This is a genomic window from Salinimicrobium sp. 3283s (assembly GCF_039602225.1).
Lineage (GTDB): Bacteria > Bacteroidota > Bacteroidia > Flavobacteriales > Flavobacteriaceae > Salinimicrobium > Salinimicrobium profundisediminis.
Genome location: NZ_CP143631.1, coordinates 3,299,590 through 3,323,448, shown reverse-complemented (window position 1 = coordinate 3,323,448; position 23,859 = coordinate 3,299,590). Strand labels below are relative to the sequence as shown.

The following is a 23,859-nucleotide window of genomic DNA, read 5'->3' as shown; positions in this document are numbered from 1 at the left end:
ATTTCTTACTTAAAATACACTGTCTGGATATTTACAAATTCTCTAATACCAAATTTTGATAGTTCCCGGCCATAACCCGATTTTTTGGTACCTCCAAAAGGTAAACGCGGATCACTTTTCACCAGCTCATTGACAAACACTGCCCCATCTTCTATTTTCGGAATAAGATTTTCAGCTTTTTCCCGGCTTTTGGTAAAGAGGGACACGCCCAGGCCAAATTGAGTCGAATTTATAAGTTTTACGGCTTCTTCATCAGATCTAAAAGTGGTAATCCCTATGGCTGGCCCAAAAGTTTCCTCTTTAAAAACCGGCATTTCAGGGGTCACATCTTTCAAAACAGTAGGTGCGTAAAATGCCTTTTTTCGCACCCCACCCGTGAGGATCTTCGCGCCCATTTCAACGGATTCATTTACCTGCTTTTCCAGGTCTTTCGCCAGGTCTTCCCTAGCCTGTACCCCTATAAAAGTATCTTCATCTATAGGATCTCCCGCTTTTAATTCCTTAACCTCTTTCAGGAACATTTCAGTAAACTTTTCAGCAATGTTTTCATGCAACAAGAGGCGTTTTCCGGCTATACAGCTCTGTCCGGTATTTTGAAACCTTGCCTGTACGCAGGTTTTAACGGTTTCTTCCAAATCGGCATCATCAAAGACCACCAGGGCATTGCTCCCGCCCAGTTCAAGTACCGATTTTTTTATTTCTTTACCTGCTGTTGCTGCAACACTGCCTCCGGCACCTTCACTGCCTGTAAGGGTCACTGCTTTTACTCTTTTATCTTTCACCACTTCCTCCACTTTTTTACTTCCAATGGTGAGATTTTGAAAACAACCTTCAGGGAAGCCGGCTCTTATAAATACTTTTTCGATATTCTTCCCGCACATCATCACATTGCTGGCGTGTTTAAGCACCCCAACATTCCCCGCCATTAAAGCCGGAGCCGCGAACCTGAATACCTGCCAAAAAGGGTAATTCCACGGCATAATTGCCATAATCACCCCTAGAGGCGCATAATTGATGTAGCTTTTTTCGGCATCAGTTTCTATAGTTTCAGGAGCAAGTTGTGCTTCGGCATTTTCAGCATAATATTCGCACACCCAGGCGCACTTTTCTACTTCAGCAATAGCCTGTTTAATAGGTTTCCCCATTTCTTTGGTAATAGTTTCGGCATATTCCTGCTTATTTTTTTTAAGTTCTTCGGAAGCTTTCAGCATAAGCTTTGACCGAAATGAGAAAGATGTGGTTTTCCACTCCCGGAATACTGCCGTAGCTTTTTCCAGTGCTTTGTCGATATCTTCATAACTTGATTCTTTATGTTCTTGAAGGGTTTCCCCTGTATATGGGTTTTTTGAAAGGATCATAAAAATGGCTTTTTTTAAAGGTAAGAAGAACGTATCGCCAGAAGAAATTATTAAAAAGACTTTAACTGAAGCGTAATTGTTTACAACAGGTTTATAATTCACAAAGGGCGCCCGGGGAAGCAGTACTTTCTTTCGCTATCTTTAAACAAAACCATAGCGATGAAAGAACGTGATGAACTCCTTCTCCAACTAAGGCCACATATAGAATCGGCAGTCGTAAAAGCTTCAACCCTACCCGATGAGCAATTCCAAAACCTCACTTTGCGCCCGGTGATCTTACTGCAAAATGACCTGCTACTGGAAGCCTTCAGGAATTACGTGCAAAAACACAAGAACGTGTTTTATGATATGAGCATAGAAAAAAGACTGGCGTATATAGAAAATGCTATTCAGAAGGACATGAAATTCCGCAACAGCTTAAAAGGAATGATCATAGGACAATTTACTATTAAAGAATACAGCTACTACATTACCAATTCATCGGCACTTAACAAAAGGATGATGGACTTGGTAAAAAACAGGTTACAAAGCAATATACAGCTGCTCGATAAAATGCCGGCGGTATAAGGGGATTCCGAATAAATTGTAATTATTAAACTTTTGCTAATTGTTCTTTTTTGAATATCACGTTGGCTAATTTTAAACAAAACGAGAAAAAATGAGCATTAACAAAGAAGAATTATTTAATAAATGTCTGGACCAGGTCAATGATAAAATTGACCAGTATAATGAGAAAATGAACACCATTAGCGGCCAGAACGAGCAGCATAAATTTCATCCCGATTTTGACGAATACGGGAATAAAGGAGAGATGCTGACCGAATATGAGAAAAACGCAGTTTATCTTGACCGGGTGCGCAACATGAAAGAAACGCTGGCGAACCTGGACAGGGACCATCGCAGCGAAGTGGTTAGACCCGGTAGTGTGGTGGAAACAGAAAACAACTACTACTTTGTATCTGTCCCTCTTGGAGAGCTGGATATGGAGAGCGGTAGCAAAGTCTACGCAATCTCTACAGATTCCCCTATTTATAAGGAAATGGAAGGTAAAAAAGCAGGAGACTCCTTCAGCTTTAGAGACGGCGAAGTGAATATTGTAAAGGTGTGGTAAAACCTACTCCGGGTACTCTATCCTTAGATGGTAAATATTTTTAAGCTTGCGCTTTAGCACCTTTTTTACCTGCTGAATTTCCATAAAGGTAATATTTGAATTTAGGAACTGGCCATCTTCCATTTGTTTGTTGATGATCCTTTCTACAAACTCATCGATCATATTGGCCGTAGGTTCCTTGATACTTCTGCTGGCAGCTTCAACACTGTCGCACATCATAAGGATAGCAGTCTCTTTACTAAATGGCATTGGCCCGGGATACCTGTAATCGTCTTCATTCACGTGCTGATCATTTTCCATGGCTTTCTTTAAAAAATAATAGACCGTAGTGGTGCCGTGATGGGTTCGAATAAAGTCGATAACCCTGTCTGGAAGGTTCCTTTTTTTGGCAACCTCTATCCCATTAATAACGTGTTCAATGATAATCTCTGCACTTTCTTTAGGGGAAAGTTCATCATGAGAATTTACCGATGTAGTTTGGTTCTCTGTAAAATACGTTGGATTTCGCATTTTCCCAATGTCGTGATATAACGCTCCTACCCTCACCAGCATGGCATTTGCATTGATCTCATTTGCCGCTGCCTCTGCGAGATTAGCCACATTGAGCGAGTGATGAAAAGTACCCGGGGCTTTATCTGAAAGTTCTTTCAGTAATTTAGAATTGGTATCAGACAATTCGAGCAGCGACATATCCGAAATTAATCCGAAGATTTTTTCATAAGCATAGATCAACGGCTGCACAAAAAGCGTTGCCAAACCTCCCAGCAGGAACATGAGGAAAGTTTCGGGTTCTACTTCATAGATTGAACCTTCCTGAATTATGGTAAAGGCAAAATAAGAGACGATATACACGAGGGTAATTTGCCCTACTGTAATAAATAAATTAGCTCTTTTATAAAGTTCTGAAACCGTAAGAATCGTGACAATACCTGCAATTATTTGAAGGAACATGTATTCATAGCTATCCGGAACAATGAACCCCAGTAGCAATACAGTAATAACATGGGTAAACAAGCCAAGCCTTGAATCAAAGAAGCCTTTAATGGTAAGCGGCAGCACACATAAAGGCACCACGTAAACGTACGCTACATTAAACCTTATCACCAATACGGTGAGCAGCACCATGAGTGTGACATTAAAGAAAATGAAAGTCACTTTTATATTGTTCTGAAAGATGTCATAGCGATACTTTCGAATGAACAACATCAACATGAGCAAAGCGAGAAAGACAAGTAGCGTATACCCCACAATCACCCAGTTATAGTTGGCCTCACTCCACACCTGCGATTCATATTCGGCTTTAAGAGAATTGAGTACCTGCAGTTTATCTCCCTCTACCACTTCTCCTTTCGCAACAATGATTGTCCCCCGTTCAACATTCCCGCGGGTATATGAAATCTGGTTGTACCTGCTTTCAAGATCACTTTGCGTTAAGGCTTCATTATAGGTAACGTTAGATTTCACGCTGTCAAAAAACAACCCAATCAACTCCTCCCTATAATTTTGCAGCTGCGCCTTATCTATTTTCCTGTTGAGAAAGTCCCTCAACTGGTTCTGTTTTATAATGCTTTTATAGGTAACCTCGGTGACTTCATTCCCCTCCCGCAGGTAAACCAATTGATCTGGGCTTAGCGGAACAATCTCCTGCAACACCCCGGCATCATAGATCTCTTCAAAAGTATTCTGAATAAAATCCTGAAGTCGCATATTTTCTCTCCGGGTTAGGGTGTCCGGAAATATTCGGACAAACTGCTCATCCAGGCTAGCCTCAACCTGCGAGACAACTTCAGCATTGTAATCGTAGTAAGGAACATGAGTCTTGTTGATCTCCTCTTTTTCTGCAGCAAGTTCATCGGGGGCCTTTAAAATGGCAAAATCGAAAGGGGCATATAGGTTCTCGTACTGCCATGGCTTCCCTTTAGGGATCTCATATTTAAATTTTCCACCTTTTGGAAACATGTACACAATGATGAAGGTGGTAAGTAGAAATAAGAAAACTTTGTAAAAAAGATCCTGATTTTTATAAAGGCTGTTTATAAATGATTTCATTCCGGGCTATCTCTTATCAAAAGTACTAAAAAAAGCTGGCTGTAGAGAACCCGTTGGTTTCTTCCTTATAAAATGATTAAATTCGCAAAAAGTAAAATCTTAATCCGCTAAACCATGAATAAGGAAGTAGTCATAGTGAGCGCCGCACGAACTCCAATAGGTAGTTTTTTGGGTAGCTTATCAACAGTTCCCGCAACCAAACTGGGATCAATAGCCATTAAAGGAGCCTTGGAAAAGATCAACCTGAAACCTGAAATGGTAGACGAAGTCCTCATGGGAAATGTGGTGCAGGCCGGTCTGGGTCAGGCCCCAGCAAGACAGGCTGCTTTAGGCGCCGGTATTCCTCATTCTGTACCATGTACTACGGTAAATAAAGTTTGTGCCAGCGGTATGAAAGCAGTAATGCAGGGGGCACAATCTATAGCCCTGGGAGACGCTGATATCATTGTAGCCGGCGGAATGGAAAATATGAGCATGATCCCTCACTACCTTCACCTTAGAAATGGCCAGAAGTTTGGACCTGCTACTATGATTGACGGGTTGCAAAAAGACGGCCTTATGGATGCTTACAACCAGCTTGCTATGGGAGTTTGTGCCGATAATTGTGCCATTGAACATGAATTTACGAGAGAAGACCAGGATAAATTTGCGGCACAATCTTATCAAAGATCTGCAAAAGCATGGGAAGAAGGCAAGTTTGACAATGAAGTGGTGCCTGTAGAAGTTCCCCAACGAAAAGGAGATCCGGTAGTTGTGAAGGAAGATGAAGAATACAAGAATGTAAAAATGGATAAGCTTGCATCCTTACGCCCTGCATTTTCTAAAGAAGGTACGGTTACAGCTGCAAATGCTTCTACCATAAACGATGGCGCCGGTGCTGTGGTTCTAATGAGCCGTGAGAAAGCCGAAGAACTGGGACTAAAGATCCTTGCCAGCATTAAAGGGTTCGCAGATGCCGCCCAGGACCCGGAGAAGTTCACCACTGCTCCCGCTATAGCTTTGCCTAAAGCTCTTAAAAAAGCCAACATTTCTCAGGAAGAAGTTGACTTTTTCGAGTTCAATGAAGCATTTTCCGTAGTAGGATTGGCCAACATGAAAATATTGGGCTTAACCGATAAAAATACGAATGTAAACGGTGGTGCCGTTTCCTTAGGCCATCCCCTAGGTTGTTCTGGTGTGAGAATCATAATTACGCTGCTAAGTGTTCTGGAGCAAAACAATGCCAGAATAGGTGCTGCGGCCATTTGTAACGGGGGTGGTGGTGCTTCGGCAATAGTCATTGAACGTCCACAATAATTCAGGTTAGAAAGCACCTTTTTGATGCAATATGCCATTTGTATTTTAGGTACGGTTCCGCTAAGAGCAGAACCTGCACACACCGCCGAAATGGTTAGTCAGCTGCTATACGGGGAAACCTTTAAGGTTCTGGAAGAAAGAGGAAAATGGTCAAGAATACGCACTTCTTTTGAAGACCTCGAGGCCTGGATAGATAATAAACAACTGTTAAAGATCTCTCAACCCGATTTCGAAAAACTGGAAGCGGAAGAACTTCAACTTTCAGCAGACCTTATGGAGTTTGTAACAGGCGAAGGACAGCTTGTTCCAATTCCTATTGGCTCTGTTCTCAATGCGGTTACCCTCATGAAACACGAACATTCGGGTGCGGTCACTACAAAAGCACAACCAAAAGAAAAGCTGATAGAAACTGCCTTTTTATACCTGAATGCGCCCTTCCTGTGGGGTGGAAAAAGTCCTATGGGCATTGATGCCAGTGGTTTTACCCAAATGGTATACAAGCTTAACGGCTATAAACTTTCACGAAATGCAGCCCAACAGGCGAAGCAGGGAGAGTCTCTTAGTTTTATAGAAGAGAGTGAACCAGGTGACCTGGCTTTTTTCGACAGCCCCGACGGATCAATTAATCACGTGGGCATTATGATGAGAGACAACTACATTATACATGTAGACGGTAAGGTGCGGCTTGATCGTATAGACCATTCGGGGATCTATAATGCCGAATTACGCCGGCATACCCATAAGCTTAGAGTGATAAAAAAGATCATATAAAAAAAGCCCGTTCAAAAAATGAACGGGCTTTTTTGTCAAACAAATATTCTGTTTACTGCTTTGGAGCCGCTGCGCTTGAAGCTTCAAGCTCTGCGATCTTAGCTTTCATTTCTTCTGCTTTTTCAGTTTCATTTAACTGATAGTAGATATTCATAATCGTTCTGGCAGCTTCAATGTTATCGGCATCTCTGTCCATTACTTTTTGAAGGTGTGGAAGGGCGTCTTTATAAATTTGCTGACGTTCTTCAGCAAGCTCATCATACTTCTTTTGATCTGCCTTACTCATACCAAGACTATTCATCTCTTCTACCAAAGGAGTTTCTTTAGAAAGAATTACAAAAGCAATGTTGATTCTGGCATTGTTCATTTCAGGATCAATTTCAAGAGCTTTTTTGTAATATTCTACAGCACGTTCTTTTTCTCCAAGTTCTGCTGAACTTACTCCCATGTTATAATATAGAGTGGCATCATTTGGATTTTGATTTACAACTTCTTCAAGAATTTCGCGGTATTTTGCCATGTCTCCCATTCGGTAGTACATATCTGCTTCTGCCTGCATAAGGCTTGCATCATTAGGATTTGCCTGTTTGGCTCTTTCCATTGCCGCAACCGCCTTTTCATTGTCACCTTTTTCAATGTAGATTAAGGCAATGTTCTTAGCGATCTCTCCTTCTTTAGATTCCTCTTTCTTATCCTGAGGATTAATGTAATTACCCGATTTTACAAAAAGGTCTCTCTGCTCTTTGGAAGCCATTCTCTCTTCTTCGCCGGTTTCTTTGTTTACTGCGGTATAGATAGTTTCTTCTCCTGTAAAACCAAGATCCTGAAGCTCCTTATAATATCTTAAAGCTTCATCGTAATCTTGTGCATTTACAGCATTAGATGCTGCATAATAAAGATACACGGTGTCACGATTACTCATTCTAAAACTCGCTTCCAGTTTTTTGGAGGCATCTGAAAAATTTTGAGCATTTTGGTCTGTAATAGCTGCATTTACCAGGGCATTACTTACTGCAGCCATTCCCTGCTCTGCCTCATCATGACCAAGTTCCTTAGCTTTTTTCATTGCTTCAGAAGCTGCCATTAAGTCGGCAGTAGCCACATTTTCTCCGTTTCCTACCAATGCATATCCTCTGTAAAGGTAGAAATCAGCTTTTTCATCCTCGTCAGCGCTAGCTAACTGTGCTTCTGCCTGCTGAAGGTAATTCTTAGCTTCCTGATATTCTCCTTTCTCAACCGCTTTACCGGCTCGCTTGATTTCCTTCTTTTGGGCAAATGATACGACAGTAAACATAGCGAATGCTGCCGTTAAAATTCTGGTTTTCATCTTTTTTGGTTTTGATTTAAAATTATTCCTCACTGTCATTCGCAATAGTTGTGCCATCCTGATTTTGATCAGTCGCTTCGGGGGTTGCGTCACCAGCTACATCCTCAACATCTTCTTCTTCATTGATCACTTTAGCCACTGCAGCAATAGAGTCATTATTTTTAAGGTTAATTAACCTAACACCCTGGGTTGCACGTCCCATTACCCGTAGATTTGAAACAGATGTTCTAATAGCAAGTCCAGATTTATTGATGATCATAAGGTCATCAAGATCTGTAACACTTTTAATAGCCACAAGACTACCTGTCTTAGAGGTTATAGAAATGGTTTTAACACCTTTACCTCCACGGTTTGTAATTCTATAAGTTGGTTCTCCATCTTCAGGATCATCTATATAAGTACGTTTTCCGTAACCGTTTTCAGAAACAACCAGTACAGTTTCTTCCATCGGGTTCTCTATAGTGATCATACCTACCACCTCATCGTTATCATCGGCAAGGGTTATACCTCTTACTCCAGAAGCATTCCTACCCATAGGTCGGGTTTTACTCTCGTCGAACCTAATGGCTTTTCCGCTCCTTAAAGCCAGCATCACCTGACTTTCTCCTGTAGTTAGTCTTGCCTCAAGAAGTTCATCGCCCTCGCGAATGGTAATTGCATTAATACCATTTGTTCGGGGTCTTGAATACTGTTCAAGAGAAGTTTTCTTCACCTGCCCTTTCTTGGTAGCCATCATCACATAATGGCTATTGATGTACTGTTCGTCTTTTAAGTCTTTAGTACAAATAAATGCTTTAAGCTTATCATCGGGTTCAAGGTTGATCAAATTCTGAATCGCTCTACCCTTTGAAGTTTTACTTCCTTCAGGAATCTCAAACACCCTCATCCAGAAACACTTACCTTTTTCAGTAAAGAACAACATATACTGGTGGTTAGTACCAATAAACAGGTTCTCAAGGAAGTCTTCAGTTCTTGTTGTAGAACCCTTTTGTCCTACTCCTCCTCTGTTTTGGGTTTTATATTCTGTAAGAGAAGTCCTTTTAATATAGCCTGCGTGAGAAATAGTTATCACTACCTGCTCATCTGGAATCATATCTTCCATGCTAAGGTCTCCACCGGCATACTCAATAACAGAGCGTCTTTCATCTCCGTATTTTTCCTTGACCTCAAGCATTTCATCTTTTATCACCTGCATCCTTCGTTCCTTACGGGCAAGAATATCTTTAAGATCTTCAATGGTCTTCATGATCTCTTCATACTCAGCACGAAGTTTATCTTGCTCAAGACCTGTAAGCTGTCTTAAACGCATCTCAACAATAGCCTTAGCCTGTATCTCGGTTAGTTCGAAGCGCTCAATTAACTTAGTACGAGCTTCATCAGCATTACTCGAAGCTCTTATCAAGGCAATAACCTCGTCAATATTGTCTGAAGCAATAATCAAACCTTCAAGAATATGTGCCCGCTCTTCAGCTTTTCTTAGCTCATACTCTGTTCTGCGTACCACAACTTCATGACGATGCTCCACAAAATGATAGATCATATCCTTCAAATTCAACATTTGAGGACGCCCGTTTACCAGTGCAATGTTATTCACACTAAAGGAACTTTGAAGTGCGGTGTGCTTATAAAGTAAGTTTAGAACAATATTGGGGATAGCATCTCTTTTTAATATATAGACGATGCGCATCCCATTTCGGTCTGACTCATCTCTAATTAAAGAAATACCTTCTATTTTCTTTTCATTAACCAGTTCGGCGGTTTTTTTGATCATTTCAGCCTTATTGACCTGGTAAGGGATCTCAGTCACAATAATAGCCTCTTTGCCTGCAACTTCTTCAGTATAAGCTTTGGCTCTAATAACAACCCTGCCACGCCCTGTTTTAAAGGCTTCACGAACACCGTCATAGCCATAAATGGTTCCGCCTGTAGGAAAATCGGGAGCCTTTACGTGCTCAATCAGTTCGTCTATTTCAATGTCATTATTCTCAATATAGGCTGTTACACCGTCAACAACTTCTGAAAGGTTGTGAGGCGGCATATTTGTCGCCATACCAACAGCAATACCACTGGCACCGTTCACAAGGAGATTGGGAATACGTGTAGGTAAAACTGTAGGCTCGTGGATAGTATCATCAAAGTTAAGCTGCATATCAACAGTTTCCTTGTCAATATCGGCCAACATATCTTCACTTATTTTACGCATCCTGGCTTCGGTATAACGCATGGCAGCCGGGCTATCGCCATCAACTGAACCAAAGTTACCCTGGCCGTCAACTAACATATAACGCAAACTCCACTCCTGGGCCATACGCACCATAGTGTCGTAAACAGAAGAATCCCCATGCGGGTGAAACTTACCAAGTACTTCCCCTACAATTCTTGCAGATTTTTTGTGAGCCCTGTTGGATAGTACCCCCAGTTCATACATTCCATATAATACCCGGCGATGCACCGGTTTCAAACCGTCACGCACGTCTGGCAGTGCACGTGACACAATGACCGACATTGAATAATCAATGTAGGCCGACTTCATTTCATCTTCAATATTGATAGGAATTAACTTTTCTCCTTCAGCCATAAATATCTGTTATTTTGGTTCAAAAATCTAACGTGCCAATTTACGCATTTTGCCCCACCCGGGCGCACTATTCATTGAGGTTTTCTTGTATTTTATTAACAAATTTTTAGTTGTGCTTGGTTAATAAGTTCATTACATTCTGCTTTGTTTTATTGAAGCAAATTCGTCAATTAGCTTTACTTCATAAAAAACGAACAAAAAGAATCGGGTACGGTTTTTGAAACCTGAATAAATATAATCAAGAGAGAAAGGAATTAACATGGATGATAATTTTTCACCAAGAGTAAAAGATGTGATTGCCTACAGCAAGGAAGAAGCCCTAAGGCTTGGTCATGACTTTATAGGTACAGAGCATTTAATGCTGGGTCTTCTAAGGGACGGTGATGGTAAAGCCATTAATATACTTAACGCCCTGGATGTTGACCTCACTCATTTAAGAAGAAAAGTAGAGATTCTTAGCCCGGCTAACCCCGATGTAGCTGTAGAGTCTAACGAGAAGAGAAACCTTCATTTAACCCGCCAGGCAGAAAGAGCCCTTAAAACCACATTTTTGGAAGCCAAGCTTTTTCAAAGCACTTCTATTAATACAGCTCACCTGCTGTTGTGCATTTTGAGAAACGAAAACGATCCTACTACAAAGCTCCTCAATAAGCTTAAAGTAGATTATGACGGAGTTAAAGATCAGTTCAAATATATGATCACCAATGATGATGATTATATGGATGCTCCTACTGCCGAATCATTTTCAGATGAAGACGCAACTTCAGACGACGCCGGAAAGAGCAATCCTTTTGCCGGTACCCCCGGAAAATCAACAAAGAAATCCAAAACTCCCGTTCTGGATAACTTCGGAAGGGATCTAACTGCACTTGCAGAGCTTGATAAACTTGATCCTGTTGTAGGCCGCGAGAAAGAAATTGAACGCGTTTCACAGATCTTGAGCCGAAGAAAAAAGAACAACCCGCTTCTTATTGGAGAACCCGGAGTAGGAAAATCGGCCATTGCTGAAGGTCTTGCCCTTAGAATTGTAAAGAGGAAGGTATCAAGGATCCTTTTTGATAAGCGTGTTGTAACACTTGACCTTGCCAGTTTAGTGGCAGGCACCAAGTACCGCGGCCAGTTTGAGGAAAGGATGAAAGCTGTAATGAACGAGCTGGAGAAGAATGACGATATTATTCTTTTCATTGATGAGATCCATACCATTGTAGGTGCCGGTGGCGCTACAGGAAGTCTCGATGCCAGCAACATGTTCAAACCAGCATTAGCAAGAGGTGAAATTCAATGTATTGGTGCTACTACTCTCGATGAGTACAGGCAGTATATTGAAAAAGATGGTGCTTTAGAACGTCGTTTCCAAAAAGTGATCGTAGAACCTACTACTATTGAAGAAACTATTGAGATCCTTAACAACATCAAGGATAAATACGAAGAACACCATAATGTTACCTATACCGATGAAGCTATTGAAGCTTGCGTAAAGCTAACAAGCAGGTACATGACCGACAGGTTTTTACCAGATAAAGCTATAGATGCGCTAGATGAAGCAGGCTCTCGTGTTCACATCACCAACATTGATGTGCCAAAACAGATCCTTGAACTTGAGCGCAAGCTTGAAGAAGTAAGGGAACTTAAAAATACAGTCGTAAAAAAGCAGAAATACGAAGAAGCTGCAAAATTACGCGATGATGAGAAAAACATAGAGAAAGATCTTGCCCAGGCCCAGGCACGTTGGGAAGAAGAATCTAAACTGCACAGGGAAACCGTAACAGAAGATAATGTTGCCGATGTAGTATCTATGATGACAGGCGTACCGGTAAACAGGATCGCCCAAACCGAGATCAACAAACTGTACAAGTTACCTGAATTAATTAAAGGAAAGGTTATTGGCCAGGATGATGCGGTTGGAAAAGTGGTGAAAGCCATACAGCGTAACCGTGCAGGTCTTAAAGACCCTAACAAACCAATTGGTTCATTTATATTCCTTGGTCAAACAGGGGTAGGTAAAACTCAGTTGGCGAAGATACTTTCGCGTGAGCTGTTCGACAATGAAGATGCGCTGATACGTATCGACATGAGTGAGTACATGGAAAAATTTGCGGTGAGCAGGTTAATTGGTGCACCTCCGGGATATGTAGGATACGAAGAAGGCGGACAGCTTACTGAAAAAGTGAGACGTAAACCTTATGCAGTGATCCTGCTAGACGAGGTGGAAAAAGCTCACCCCGATGTTTTCAACATGTTGCTACAGGTTCTTGATGACGGATATTTAACTGACAGTTTAGGTCGTAAGATCGACTTTAGGAATACCATTATCATCATGACCTCTAACATTGGAGCAAGAAAACTGAAGGATTTTGGTCAGGGAGTCGGATTTGGCACCTCGGCGAAGAAATCTCAGGTAGACGAGAACGCCCGTAGTGTGATTGAAAGTGCACTGAAAAAAGCCTTTGCGCCCGAGTTTCTTAACCGTGTTGATGACGTAGTGATCTTCAATCCTCTTGAGCAGGAAGATATCCACAAGATCATCGATATTGAGCTCGAAAAACTCTTCGGAAGAATTGGAGCTTTAGGTTACAATCTTGAGTTAAGTCCAAAAGCCAAAGACTATATTGCTGAAAAAGGTTTTGATAAGCAATATGGGGCAAGGCCGTTGAATAGAGCTATTCAGAAGTACATTGAAGACGCATTAGCCGAGGAAATAATCACCTCGCACATCTCTGAAGGAGATAAGGTCTTTATGGATCTGGATGAAGAGAAAAATGAATTGACGATCAAGGTCGAAAAGACCAAAAAAGAGAAGAATTCCGAAGACTCTAAATAGAATCCAATGAATAATTAGAATAGCCTGTGATCCACATCACAGGCTATTTTTATTTGCTGTGTCTTGACTTTAGAACTTCAATAACATCATTAAGCTTGTAGCCTTTGGCCTGCAACAGGATCAAATAATGGAACAAGAGATCGGCGCTTTCATTGAGAAACAGGTCATCATTATTATCTTTAGATTCAATTACAACTTCCACTGCCTCCTCTCCAACTTTCTGGGCGATTTTGTTTATGCCGCTTCTGAATAATGAAGCCACATAGCTCTTTTCATTTGCCGGATTTGATCGTCGGTCTGAGATCACTTCTTCCAGGGTATTCAAAAATGTCATTTCTGAAGCATTTTTTTCTCCCCAACAGGTATCGGTTCCATTATGACAGGTGGGGCCTTCAGGATGAACAGAAACCAACAACGTATCGTTGTCGCAGTCAACTTTCATTTCTACCAGATGAAGAAAGTTGCCACTTTCTTCCCCTTTAGTCCAAAGTCGCTGTTTGCTACGACTGTAAAATGTCACTTTTTTGATCTCTTTAGTTTTCTGCAAAGCTTCCTCATTCATATATCCCAGCATGAGCACATTCTTCGTCTCCGCATCCTGAATAATGGCAGGCACTAAACCGTCTTTATCTTTTGAAAAATCTATTTTCATTTTTTTTTAATTTTTATAATCGTGGTGGGTTATCAGGTTAGTAATTAGACCTCACAGGTTTTTAAAACCTGTGAGGTCTAATTACTAAACATTAAATTCTAACTTCAATTCCCTTTTCCTTCATTTCCTGTTTTAAATCTTTGATTTCAATCTCTTTGAAATGAAAAACACTGGCCGCCAAAGCAGCATCGGCTTTTCCTTTTATAAAAGCCTCACAAAAATGCTCTTTATTTCCTGCACCACCAGAAGCAATTACCGGGATACTTACCATTTCTGAGATCTTTGCAAGGGCTTCATTAGCAAATCCTGCCTTAGTACCATCGTGATCCATAGAGGTAAAAAGGATTTCCCCTGCCCCGCGTTCCTCAACTTCTTTAACCCAGTCAAAAAGGTCAATTTCTGTCGGGACTTTTCCACCTACCAGATGTACCAGCCATTTGCCCTGTACCTGCCTGGCATCTATAGCCACAACAATACACTGCCTGCCGAATTTTGCTGCCAGTTCATTTATAAGTTCAGGATTTTTTACTGCGGCAGAATTTATAGATACTTTATCGGCTCCATTTTGCAGCAGCACATCCACATCTTCTACTGAAGATATTCCGCCGCCAACAGTGAACGGAATATTAACGGTAGCAGCCACTTTTCTAACCAGTTCTGCAAGAGTCTTTCTTTTTTCTTCAGTTGCTGAAATATCCAGGAACACAAGCTCATCTGCGCCCGACTTTGAATAAATTTCAGCAAGCTCCACCGGATCTCCAGCATCTCGTAAACTCACAAAATTTACTCCCTTAACGGTCCTTCCATCTTTGATATCCAGGCAGGGAATTATTCTTTTTGTCAACATTTTTATAGTATTGAGTAATTAGAATTGAGTACTGAGTTGAACTCGTGACTCTATTTTTATAATTTTATTCTATCGGCACATTATCCTCTTCACATTTCAAATTTGAAGCCTGGAATTTGAAGCCTGGAATTTGGTGCTTGGAATTTGGAATTTTATCCAATGAATTCTTCCAGTTGCTTTAGACTGATTTTATTTTCATAGATCGCCTTTCCTAAAATAGCACCTTCACACCCAATTTCCTGCAGCTTTGGAAGATCATCAAATTCAGCTATTCCTCCCGAAGCGATCAATTTCACGTCCTGAATTTCACCCAGAATTTTTCGATACAATTCAAAAGAAGGCCCCTGTAACATTCCATCTTTGGCAATGTCGGTACAGATCACATATTGCACTCCATTTTCAGAATACTTCTGAATAAATGGCAGCAAATCTTCTTTCGAGTCTTCCAGCCAACCACTCACGGCCACTTTTTCGTCCTTTGCATCTGCCCCTAAAATGATCTTTTCGCTTCCGTACTTTTCCAACCAGGACAAAAATGTCTCGCGATCCTTTACGGCTATACTTCCACCAGTGATTTGAGAAGCTCCACTATTGAAGGCAATCTCAAGATCTTTATCCGATTTTAGTCCGCCGCCAAAGTCAATCTGAAGATCAGTTCCTGTAGCAATTTGTTCAAGGATTTTATAATTTACGATATGTTTTGATTTGGCACCGTCAAGATCTACGAGGTGCAAATATTTGATCCCGTGACCTTCAAATTGCTTCGCCACCTCCAACGGATTCTCATTATAAATCTTTTTTGAATTGTAATCACCCTGTGAAAGCCTTACGCATTTCCCGTCAATGATGTCTATGGCAGGTATTATTTTCATAGTAGTTAGTATTTAGTAGTGAGTATTGAGAACAAACCTGTGTCACCTCGAGCGCCCGCCTGCTGGCCGGCCGGGAGTCGAGAGGCCCTCATCTTCAAATTTTTAAAAAGTTCTTCAGAATTTTCTCTCCTGCTTCGCTACTTTTTTCCGGGTGAAACTGTACTCCGTAAAAGTTATTTTTTTGTAGTGCAGAAGAATAATTCACTCCGTAGTCGCATTTGGCAATAGTTTCAGAACAAACGGGAGCGTAGAAGCTATGCACCAGATAAACGAACTCCTGTTCTGCTATCCCCTCAAAAATATCACTTTTGAGCTCCTTTATCCGGTTCCAGCCTATGTGCGGCACCTTCAGGGTTTTCTCGAAGTGGATCACATCCACATCAAAAATCCCCAGACCCTCCGTATCACCTTCTTCAGACCAGTTGCACATTAACTGCATTCCCAGGCAAATACCCAGTACCGGTTGTTTTAGCTGCGGAATTAATGTATCCAATCCAGTACTTTTCAGCTTTTTCATGGCTGAACTCGCCTCTCCCACTCCCGGAAAAATGACCTTATCTGCCGACTTTATTTCTTCAGCATCGCTGCTCAACACTCCGGTGTAACCGAGTCTTTCCAAAGCAAACTTTATACTCTGAATATTACCAGCGCCGTAGTCAATGATCACAATTTTTTCTGAAGCCTTACTTTTCTCAATACTCATATCTAAAATCTCAATTCTAATTAAAGCATTCCCTTTGTTGACGGCAGGATCATTTTATCGGGATCTCTTTTTACCGCTACCTTAATTGCTTTGGCAAAAGCCTTAAAAATAGCTTCTATTTTGTGGTGTTCATTAGTGCCCTCAGCTTTGATGTTTAGGTTTGCCTTTGCTCCATCGGTAAAGGATTTGAAAAAATGGTAGAACATTTCTGTGGGCATGGCCCCTATCATTTCTCTTTTAAATTCAGTTTCCCAAACCAGCCAGTTTCTTCCGCCAAAGTCAATCGCAACCTGCGCCAGGCAGTCATCCATGGGCAGTGCAAAACCATAGCGTTCTATTCCCAGCTTGTTACCTAAAGCCTTCGAAAAGACCTCACCCAATGCAATCGCCGTGTCTTCTATGGTGTGGTGCTCATCTACCTCAAGATCACCTTTTACAGTAATTTCCAGATCCATTTGCCCATGTCGCGAAATCTGGTCGAGCATGTGATCAAAGAATTTGATTCCGGTATCTATGTTGCTTTGTCCGGTACCGTCGAGGTTCAGATTGATAAAAATATCGGTTTCATTGGTTTTCCTGCTGATGGAAGCAGTGCGAGCCTCCAGTTTTAAAAACTCATAAATGGCCCTCCATGAATTCGTTTCTAACCGGATATCTTTTTGAAGCTCTTCCTTTTTAACTGAAATTTCTCCGCTCCCCAATTCTTCATGACCTGTTATAAAAATCCCTTTTGCACCCAGGTTTTTTGCCAGTTCCATATCTGTAAGGCGATCTCCAAGAACAAATGAGTTTTTTAGATCGTATTTTTCAGCATCAAAATACGCCTTTAAAAGTCCGGTACCGGGTTTTCTTGTCGGCGCTTTATCTTCAGGAAAAGTGCGGTCAATCACTATTTCTGAAAATTTCACCCCTTCATTCTCAAAAGCCTTCAGAATAAAATTTTGCACCGGCCAAAAAGTATCTTCAGGAAAGGAATCTGTACCCAAACCATCCTGATTCGTCACCATTACCAGCTCATAATCCAGCTCTTTTGCTATTTTTGACAGGTATTGAAATGCTTCGGGATAAAACTCCAGCTTGGCAAAATTGTCCAATTGAAAATCATTGGGTTCTAAAACAATGGTGCCGTCGCGGTCTATAAATAATACTTTTTTCATGCTTCAAGTTGCGTTAATTTCTTAATTAATTCCCTGTTTTCTTCAGGCGTTCCCACCGTAAACCTTAGGGTGTTCTCACATAGTTCCTGGTTACTGCGGTTGCGTACCACCACCCCGGCTTTGAGCAACTGCTCATATTTCCCGGCAGCATCATCTACTCTGGCCAGTAAAAAATTAGCATCTGACGGAAAAATGTCCTTCACAAATGCCATTTTTGAGAGGTTAGTACGCAGCGACTCTCTCTCCTGAAGAATCGCCTCAACCTCCCGGCTCACCTCTTCGGGCCTGGACAATCGATCGTGTGCTCGTTTTTGAGTAAGCTCGTTCACATTATAAGGCGGCTTAATTTTATTTAGTATTCCAATAATTTCTTCGGAAGCATAGCAGATCCCCAACCTTATTCCGGCAAGCCCATAAGCTTTGGATAATGTTTGCGTGATCACCAGGTTCGGAAATTCTTCTAACCGCTGAAGCCAACTTTTTTCGGCTGAAAAATCTATATAAGCTTCATCAATGACCACCAATCCATTAAAATTTTTGAGGATCTTTTCTACGGAAGCTTCCGAAAATGAATTGCCGGTGGGATTGTTCGGAGAGCAAAGGAAAATAAGCTTCGTCTGCCCATCCACTCTTTCAAGAATAGTTTCAACATTGGGCTGAAAGTCGGTTTTAAGAACCACCTCCCTGTCTTCAATTTCATTAAGGCCTGCCAAAACTTTATACATTCCGTAAGTTGGTGGCAGGGTGATCACATTATCTACCTGGGGCTGGCAAAAGGTTCTGAAAATAAGATCCAGCACTTCATCGCTTCCATTCCCTAACAAAATTTTATTCCCAGAAACACCTTTTTGAGAGGCAAGCAGCTGCTTCAGCTTTCCCTGCTGCGGATCGGGATAACGGTTTACGCCATTCTCAAAAGGATTTTCATTGGCATCCAAAAATGTCATTTTTCGGCCGTCAGTTTTGTACTCGTCCCTTGCCGAAGAATAAGGTTTCATTTTCAGGACATTTGCCCGCACCAAACTGTTGAGATCAAAACTATTACTCATTACCCGAAGCTTTTAATTTCTTTAACCTTAGAGTCACAGCATTTTTGTGCGCCTGTAAACCTTCAGCCTCTGCCATTAATTCGATGGAAGGCCCAATCTTCTGGATTCCTTCCGAAGAGATCTTCTGAAAAGTAATGGCTTTGGTGAAACTGTCCAGATTTACGCCACTGTACTGTTTCGCATATCCATTGGTTGGAAGCGTGTGATTTGTGCCCGAAGCATAATCTCCGGCACTTTCGGGCGTATAGTTTCCAATAAATACAGAACCTGCATTATTTATACCTTCCACAAATAAATCGGGATTTGAGGTGCAGATAATCAAATGTTCGGGAGCATACTCATCAATAAGTTCGAGTGCTTTCTCTTCAGAATTCATATAAATAAACCTGGAGTGTGCTATTGCTGCCTGTGCAGTCTCCTTCCGCGGAAGTTCTTCGAGCTGCTTTTCAATTTCAGAAGCTACCTCTTCCAGAAGTGCTTTTGAAAGAGATACAAGCACCACCTGACTATCGGTTCCGTGTTCGGCCTGTGAGAGTAAATCGGAAGCTACAAAAGCTGCATCGGCAGACGCATCGGTTACCACAAGTAATTCCGAAGGGCCGGCAGGCATATCTATCGCCACATTATACTTGGTAGCCATTTGTTTAGCGACGGTAACATACTGGTTTCCCGGGCCAAAGATCTTGTAGACCTTATCAATACTCTGTGTGCCAAAGGTCATGGCTGCAACAGCCTGAATTCCTCCCACTTTATAAATCTTCTTTATCCCGCAAAGTTGTGCGGTGTAAAGGATCGCGGGGTTCACAGAACCATCTTTTGCAGGCGGCGTACAAAGAACCACCTCTTTACAGCCTGCAATTTGCGCAGGTACGGCAAGCATCAATATCGTAGAAAACAAAGGCGCTGTACCACCCGGAATATACAAGCCCACTTTCTGGATAGGCCGTTTCTCCTGCCAGCACGCTACCCCCGAAACCGTTTCAACTGAAACAGGTGATGTTTTCTGAGCGGCATGAAACTTCCGGATATTTTCTTTGGCCAGATCTATAGCGGCTTTAAGTTCTTCGGAAACTGCAGCTGATGCTTTCTTTATTTCTTCAGAAGTAACTTCAAAAGCATCAGATTTATACCCGTCAAAAAGTTCGGAATAATTTTTAACGGCTGCGTCACCTCCGGCTTTTACTTCCCTGAAAATCTGTTCGACAATTTGTTCAATATCTGCGACAGTTTTGGTTGGTCGCTCGAGTATTGCTTCCCATTCCTGTCTTTGCGGATTAAAAAATTTCTTCATTATTTCAGATTTAGAGTACCATTTTTTCGATGGGTGCAACAAGAATTCCCTCGGCACCATTTTGCTTTAGCTCATCTATCACTTCCCAGAACCTTTCTTCTGAAATTACTGTGTGCAGTGAACTCCAGCCCTCTTCGGCTAAAGGCAGTACCGTAGGACTTCTCATTCCCGGAAGCAATTTAACTACAGCGTCAAGTTTGCTATTTGGAACGTTCATAAGAATATACTTCGAACTACGGGCGCGTAAAACAGCTTTGATCCTGAACTGCAACTTTTCAAGAACCTCTTTTCTTTCTGAAGAAATTTCGGGCGAAACTGCCAAAATTGCTTCACTTTTCAGCATTACTTCTACTTCCTTCAAGTTGTTCTTAAAGAGCGTGCTCCCACTGGAAACAATATCACAAATAGCATCGGCCAGGCCAATATTTGGTGCAATCTCTACCGAGCCATTAATAATGTGAAGATCGGCTGTAACTCCCTTTTTTGAGAGGTAATCTCTTACCGTGTTAGGATATGAAGTTGCGATCCTGGCGCCCTGTAGATCTTCTACACCCGAATATTTAGCCGATTTAGGTACGGCAAGGGAAACCCGGCATTTTGAGAAACCAAGTTTTTCGGCCACTATAATATCTTCCCCTTTTTCAACAAGTACATTCTCGCCAATAATGGCAGCGTCAACCACCCCATCCCGTAGATATTGCGGAATGTCTCCATTGCGTAAATAAAACACTTCGAGAGGAAAGTTGCCTGAAGTTGCCTTGAGTTGTTCTCTCCCGTTATCAATAGAAATTCCGGCGTCTTTTAAGAGCTTAAGGGAATCATCGTGTAATCTACCCGACTTTTGTACTGCAATTCTAATTCTGTTCATTTTAGTTGATTTTATGTTCAGGCAGACCAAGGGGAATAAAAAAACCCGTTTGAGCTGCTCAAACGGGTTTTTGAAATATGGATTATACACATATCAATCTCACCTCGCAAGAGCGAATGAATGAGAATGATGATGATGTAGTTGTTGTGCTTTCATTGTGTGATACAAAAATATATTTTTATTTCAATTTCAGGAAGCAATTCTTTAAAAAATTTAGTTATCTCCTAAAATCAATGGCATACCGTCGTCTCCCGAACCAATCACCACTACTTTTGCATTAGGCGATTTAGCCAGTTCTACAGTAGCCTGAATACCTTTTTCACGCAATACTAACGGAGTTAAAGATGCATTAAGAATCTCGTTGGCACGAGCCTTACCTTCGGCATCAATACGCTGTCTTTCGGCTTCCTGCTCGGCTTTTGTCAGACGGAACTCATACTCAAGAGATTCCTGTTCCTGGCGTAGCTTTCGCTCAATTGCCTCTTTAATAGTGGCAGGCAGAGAAACATCACGCACTAATACTTCGTTTACCTGCACATATTGGTCCTTAAGTAGTTTTTGAGTTTCTTCAAAAATTTCCTGTTGTATGGCTTCTCTCTTACTGGCGTAAAGCTGCTCCGGATTATATCTACCCACTACAGCCCGTGCTGCAGATCGCACCGCAGGTTGCAATACCCTTTGAACGTAAGCTTCACCCCGTTCTTTATGCAACAATCCAAGATCTTCATAATCTGGCTCAAACCAAATTGAGGCATCCAGTTTTATTTCGAGACCATTTGAAGAGAGTACCTGCATTTTCTCATCAAGAGATTGTTGACGCACTTCATAAACAAAAACCTTGTTCCAGGGTGCTACAAAGTGAAAACCTTCACCAAGCGGGGGTTCATCTGTTACCACACCACCACCAAAAGTCTGGTAAAGCACTCCTGCTTCTCCCGAATTTATAGTGATTGTAGATTTAGCAATTAGAATAACTAAGATAATTCCTGCAAAGAGAATTGGCAGGCCAATTTTGGGCAATCTGTCCATAACTAATAAATAATAAGAATTTAAATAAGGCCGTAATATTTTCTTAAGAACCACTCAGCACCAAGGGCTAAAACAATGATTCCCAGTAAATATTTCCAGTCAATCAAAGATACGTTCTTTTCACGGCTTTTCTGGACTGTAGCGTAAGAATCGTTGGATAATAAATCGTTCTTGAGCTGCTGAAATTCCTGCAGAAAATAAACCTGCCCCCCTCTTTGATCTGCAATTTGCTGAAGCCCCTCTAAATTTGCTCTTCCAAACTGCTTTTCAACATCAAAATCGAGTATCCTAAAACTGCCCGACCGTGATAAACCTTCACCTGCCGCGCTTACCCTGAAGTTGTAATCTCCTGCTAGCAGGCTGCTTAGATCTACTTTGTAAGAACTGCCATTAAGCAATAAGGGAATTTGCCGCTGTTCTCCTGTTTCCGAATTTTCTACCTGAATCTCAAGCCTTGCACGCCGATCAAAAATGTAACTTTGATCAAAATAATCTGCTGCAATAATAACTTCTTCGGTGCCATTATAAAGCGGTTCATATTGAACCAGTAACCTGTCCTGCCTGCCTTTTGAAGCGAGGAACTGCACCAATTTCCCTATGAGGTCATCGAATTTTTCAAACGATCCTGTTTCTCTAAAAACCACACTCCGCCAGCGCCAAATATCTGCCCCAAACAAAAATGCAACTTTTGAATCTCCTGCTGTGGTCACTCCCATTAAAGGTGTACCGGTATTCACCCCCTGTACTTCCCTGCTAAGTAAAACGTCCAGAGTTTCGGGAGCATTAAAATCTCCGAAGCTTCCTTCAAGTGGCGGGAAATCTGAAAACCCAATATCCTCTGTCTGGAAGGCTTTAAAATTTTCATTCCAAACCGGGAAAAATTCTTCGGACTGATTTGTAAGCTCCTGCTTAAAAAGATCCTGCTGCCGATTAAGAAAATTCCAATCGGTTTTTGGTCCTGTTATGAGGAAATAATTCTGATTTTGTTCCTGAAGTCCATCCATCAACGGTTTAAACCTGTAATCGGGTTGATACAGTATTACAAGCTGATAACCTTTAATGTCTGCAACCTGAGTAATGGGTTGAAGCACTACTTCCCTTTGCTGATTAGCTTCTATGGCATTTTGAAGCGCTCCCAGATCAGGATGTAAAACGGAATAGGCAATAAGCACTTTTGTACGCTCATCAATGACTTCTACCGCAAATTCGCGGGTATTGTTGAGCAGGTTCTTTTCGGTATCAAGTTTTTCGAGGCGCACCAGGTAATTATGAACTCCCACTGCCCCTGCGGGAAGTTCAACCCTTATTACTTCGGAATTATTTTGGGGAGAAAATGAAAGCTGCTCTGAATGTACCACTGATTTGCCTTGTAAAATCTCCAGCTTTGTTTCTACGGAAGAATTCCCTGAATAATTCAGCATGAGCTCCACCGGAAAACGATTGTTCAAAAAGGCATATTTATTAACGTTGATCCTGGAGATATTTAAATCCTGATATTTCACAGTATCCCCCACCACTACCGGAAGTACAGGTTGCCGGTAACGTTCAGCAGCAAAAGTAAACTCTTCCCCTATGGTCTGGTTCCCGTCTGTAATAAGTACTGTAGGTGCCACCTGATCTTCATAGAGGGAAGTAAGACGGTTAAAAACGGCAGGAAGGTTAGTTTGAGGGGCTTGAAAGTCCAGGGAATCATGCTGTTCCAGATCTCTTCCGAAGGAAAACATCTTTATATCAAAATTCTCCTGCAATTGCTGATCCTGACGGATAGCTTCAGCAAAATTTTTAACCTCTTCTCCTGCTCCAAATTCCTCAATAGACGAAGAATTATCTACAGCCAGTACTAAAGCTGGTTTTTCGGTATAATACCGGGTGCTGCTAATTTTGGGATTGATAAGTAATACCAGAAGGGCGAATATTGCCAAAAAACGTAAGCTGCCAAAAATGGCATTTTTAGAACCCCGCCTTTTTGTTTTATAAAAATACTGGAACAACGCCACTATCAAAGCAAGCACAAAAGAGAGGAAAATAAGTAAAAATGTTGAAACCGGCATTTAATAGTTTAGAGAAAGAAAAGTACGCA

19 protein-coding genes are annotated in these 23,859 nt (G+C 41.5%); 5 read left to right on the top strand and 14 right to left on the bottom strand.

Features of this window, described 5'->3' with window-relative positions; translation table 11 throughout:
• Positions 1-5: 5 nt before the first annotated feature.
• Positions 6-1,358, bottom strand: coding sequence for an NAD-dependent succinate-semialdehyde dehydrogenase (locus VS868_RS14765; RefSeq protein WP_345598505.1), 1,353 nt, complete (start codon positions 1,356-1,358; stop codon positions 6-8).
• A gap of 159 nt (positions 1,359-1,517) precedes the next feature.
• Between VS868_RS14765 and VS868_RS14760 the strand changes: the two genes are divergently transcribed.
• Both VS868_RS14760 and VS868_RS14755 read left to right on the top strand, forming a co-directional pair.
• Complete coding sequence (locus VS868_RS14760; RefSeq protein ID WP_345598504.1) at positions 1,518-1,925, top strand: glyoxalase; 408 nt, start codon at positions 1,518-1,520, stop codon at positions 1,923-1,925.
• 91 nt (positions 1,926-2,016) lie between these two features.
• Entirely contained in the window at positions 2,017-2,469 is a 453-nt protein-coding gene (locus tag VS868_RS14755; protein WP_266068570.1) for a transcription elongation factor, read from the top strand.
• A 3-nt stretch (positions 2,470-2,472) separates the two neighbouring features.
• On the opposite strand, the gene VS868_RS14750 is transcribed toward VS868_RS14755, so the two are convergent.
• The gene (locus tag VS868_RS14750) at positions 2,473-4,518 is read right to left on the bottom strand and encodes an HDIG domain-containing metalloprotein (RefSeq protein ID WP_266068569.1); all 2,046 of its coding nucleotides are present in this window, start codon (positions 4,516-4,518) and stop codon (positions 2,473-2,475) included.
• A 114-nt stretch (positions 4,519-4,632) separates the two neighbouring features.
• Here VS868_RS14750 and VS868_RS14745 point away from each other — a divergent pair, with 114 nt between their 5' ends.
• Together VS868_RS14745 and VS868_RS14740 are read left to right on the top strand one after the other, a co-directional pair.
• Entirely contained in the window at positions 4,633-5,814 is a 1,182-nt protein-coding gene (locus VS868_RS14745; RefSeq protein WP_345598503.1) for an acetyl-CoA C-acyltransferase, read from the top strand.
• Between the two features lie 24 nt (positions 5,815-5,838).
• Entirely contained in the window at positions 5,839-6,585 is a 747-nt protein-coding gene (locus VS868_RS14740) for a C40 family peptidase (protein ID WP_266068567.1), read from the top strand.
• Positions 6,586-6,637: 52 nt separating this feature from the next.
• On the opposite strand, the gene VS868_RS14735 is transcribed toward VS868_RS14740, so the two are convergent.
• Both VS868_RS14735 and gyrA read right to left on the bottom strand, forming a co-directional pair.
• Positions 6,638-7,912 carry a tetratricopeptide repeat protein gene (locus tag VS868_RS14735; protein ID WP_345598502.1) on the bottom strand — a complete coding sequence of 425 codons (1,275 nt, stop codon included), beginning with the start codon at positions 7,910-7,912 and terminating at the stop codon, positions 6,638-6,640.
• A 22-nt stretch (positions 7,913-7,934) separates the two neighbouring features.
• Positions 7,935-10,490, bottom strand: a complete 2,556-nt coding sequence (gyrA, locus tag VS868_RS14730; protein ID WP_345598501.1) for a DNA gyrase subunit A — start codon at positions 10,488-10,490, stop codon at positions 7,935-7,937.
• 259 nt (positions 10,491-10,749) lie between these two features.
• Here gyrA and VS868_RS14725 point away from each other — a divergent pair, with 259 nt between their 5' ends.
• Entirely contained in the window at positions 10,750-13,311 is a 2,562-nt protein-coding gene (locus VS868_RS14725) for an ATP-dependent Clp protease ATP-binding subunit (RefSeq protein ID WP_266068564.1), read from the top strand.
• Between the two features lie 49 nt (positions 13,312-13,360).
• On the opposite strand, the gene hisIE is transcribed toward VS868_RS14725, so the two are convergent.
• From hisIE to VS868_RS14675, 10 genes are all read right to left on the bottom strand, one after another.
• Positions 13,361-13,963 (bottom strand): bifunctional phosphoribosyl-AMP cyclohydrolase/phosphoribosyl-ATP diphosphatase HisIE, encoded by a 603-nt coding sequence (gene hisIE / locus VS868_RS14720; RefSeq protein ID WP_345598500.1) that lies wholly within the window; start codon positions 13,961-13,963, stop codon positions 13,361-13,363.
• A 91-nt stretch (positions 13,964-14,054) separates the two neighbouring features.
• The gene (gene hisF / locus VS868_RS14715) at positions 14,055-14,810 is read right to left on the bottom strand and encodes an imidazole glycerol phosphate synthase subunit HisF (protein ID WP_345598499.1); all 756 of its coding nucleotides are present in this window, start codon (positions 14,808-14,810) and stop codon (positions 14,055-14,057) included.
• A gap of 152 nt (positions 14,811-14,962) precedes the next feature.
• On the bottom strand, positions 14,963-15,682 hold the full coding sequence (gene hisA, locus VS868_RS14710; RefSeq protein WP_345598498.1) for a 1-(5-phosphoribosyl)-5-[(5-phosphoribosylamino)methylideneamino]imidazole-4-carboxamide isomerase: 720 nt from the start codon (positions 15,680-15,682) through the stop codon (positions 14,963-14,965).
• 94 nt (positions 15,683-15,776) lie between these two features.
• Positions 15,777-16,385 (bottom strand): imidazole glycerol phosphate synthase subunit HisH, encoded by a 609-nt coding sequence (hisH, locus tag VS868_RS14705; RefSeq protein WP_266068560.1) that lies wholly within the window; start codon positions 16,383-16,385, stop codon positions 15,777-15,779.
• A gap of 20 nt (positions 16,386-16,405) precedes the next feature.
• A complete protein-coding gene (gene hisB, locus VS868_RS14700) occupies positions 16,406-17,542 on the bottom strand; it encodes a bifunctional histidinol-phosphatase/imidazoleglycerol-phosphate dehydratase HisB (protein WP_345598497.1) in 1,137 nt (378 codons plus the stop codon).
• Positions 17,539-18,591, bottom strand: a complete 1,053-nt coding sequence (gene hisC, locus VS868_RS14695; RefSeq protein ID WP_345598496.1) for a histidinol-phosphate transaminase — start codon at positions 18,589-18,591, stop codon at positions 17,539-17,541. Before hisC ends, hisB begins: the two co-directional genes overlap by 4 nt.
• The gene (hisD, locus tag VS868_RS14690) at positions 18,584-19,882 is read right to left on the bottom strand and encodes a histidinol dehydrogenase (protein WP_345598495.1); all 1,299 of its coding nucleotides are present in this window, start codon (positions 19,880-19,882) and stop codon (positions 18,584-18,586) included. Before hisD ends, hisC begins: the two co-directional genes overlap by 8 nt.
• A 10-nt stretch (positions 19,883-19,892) precedes the next feature.
• Complete coding sequence (gene hisG, locus VS868_RS14685; protein WP_345598493.1) at positions 19,893-20,750, bottom strand: ATP phosphoribosyltransferase; 858 nt, start codon at positions 20,748-20,750, stop codon at positions 19,893-19,895.
• A gap of 213 nt (positions 20,751-20,963) precedes the next feature.
• Complete coding sequence (locus tag VS868_RS14680) at positions 20,964-21,779, bottom strand: prohibitin family protein (protein WP_266068555.1); 816 nt, start codon at positions 21,777-21,779, stop codon at positions 20,964-20,966.
• A 20-nt stretch (positions 21,780-21,799) separates the two neighbouring features.
• Entirely contained in the window at positions 21,800-23,830 is a 2,031-nt protein-coding gene (locus VS868_RS14675; RefSeq protein ID WP_345598492.1) for a VWA domain-containing protein, read from the bottom strand.
• Positions 23,831-23,859 lie beyond the last annotated feature (29 nt).

Coding starts and splice junctions, on each gene's coding strand:
- VS868_RS14765 (WP_345598505.1), bottom strand. CDS start 1,358: ATGATCCTTTCAAAAAACCCATATACAGGGGAAACCCTTCAAGAACAT.
- VS868_RS14760 (WP_345598504.1), top strand. CDS start 1,518: ATGAAAGAACGTGATGAACTCCTTCTCCAACTAAGGCCACATATAGAA.
- VS868_RS14755 (WP_266068570.1), top strand. CDS start 2,017: ATGAGCATTAACAAAGAAGAATTATTTAATAAATGTCTGGACCAGGTC.
- VS868_RS14750 (WP_266068569.1), bottom strand. CDS start 4,518: ATGAAATCATTTATAAACAGCCTTTATAAAAATCAGGATCTTTTTTAC.
- VS868_RS14745 (WP_345598503.1), top strand. CDS start 4,633: ATGAATAAGGAAGTAGTCATAGTGAGCGCCGCACGAACTCCAATAGGT.
- VS868_RS14740 (WP_266068567.1), top strand. CDS start 5,839: ATGCAATATGCCATTTGTATTTTAGGTACGGTTCCGCTAAGAGCAGAA.
- VS868_RS14735 (WP_345598502.1), bottom strand. CDS start 7,912: ATGAAAACCAGAATTTTAACGGCAGCATTCGCTATGTTTACTGTCGTA.
- gyrA (WP_345598501.1), bottom strand. CDS start 10,490: ATGGCTGAAGGAGAAAAGTTAATTCCTATCAATATTGAAGATGAAATG.
- VS868_RS14725 (WP_266068564.1), top strand. CDS start 10,750: ATGGATGATAATTTTTCACCAAGAGTAAAAGATGTGATTGCCTACAGC.
- hisIE (WP_345598500.1), bottom strand. CDS start 13,963: ATGAAAATAGATTTTTCAAAAGATAAAGACGGTTTAGTGCCTGCCATT.
- hisF (WP_345598499.1), bottom strand. CDS start 14,810: ATGTTGACAAAAAGAATAATTCCCTGCCTGGATATCAAAGATGGAAGG.
- hisA (WP_345598498.1), bottom strand. CDS start 15,682: ATGAAAATAATACCTGCCATAGACATCATTGACGGGAAATGCGTAAGG.
- hisH (WP_266068560.1), bottom strand. CDS start 16,385: ATGAGTATTGAGAAAAGTAAGGCTTCAGAAAAAATTGTGATCATTGAC.
- hisB (WP_345598497.1), bottom strand. CDS start 17,542: ATGAAAAAAGTATTATTTATAGACCGCGACGGCACCATTGTTTTAGAA.
- hisC (WP_345598496.1), bottom strand. CDS start 18,591: ATGAGTAATAGTTTTGATCTCAACAGTTTGGTGCGGGCAAATGTCCTG.
- hisD (WP_345598495.1), bottom strand. CDS start 19,882: ATGAAGAAATTTTTTAATCCGCAAAGACAGGAATGGGAAGCAATACTC.
- hisG (WP_345598493.1), bottom strand. CDS start 20,750: ATGAACAGAATTAGAATTGCAGTACAAAAGTCGGGTAGATTACACGAT.
- VS868_RS14680 (WP_266068555.1), bottom strand. CDS start 21,779: ATGGACAGATTGCCCAAAATTGGCCTGCCAATTCTCTTTGCAGGAATT.
- VS868_RS14675 (WP_345598492.1), bottom strand. CDS start 23,830: ATGCCGGTTTCAACATTTTTACTTATTTTCCTCTCTTTTGTGCTTGCT.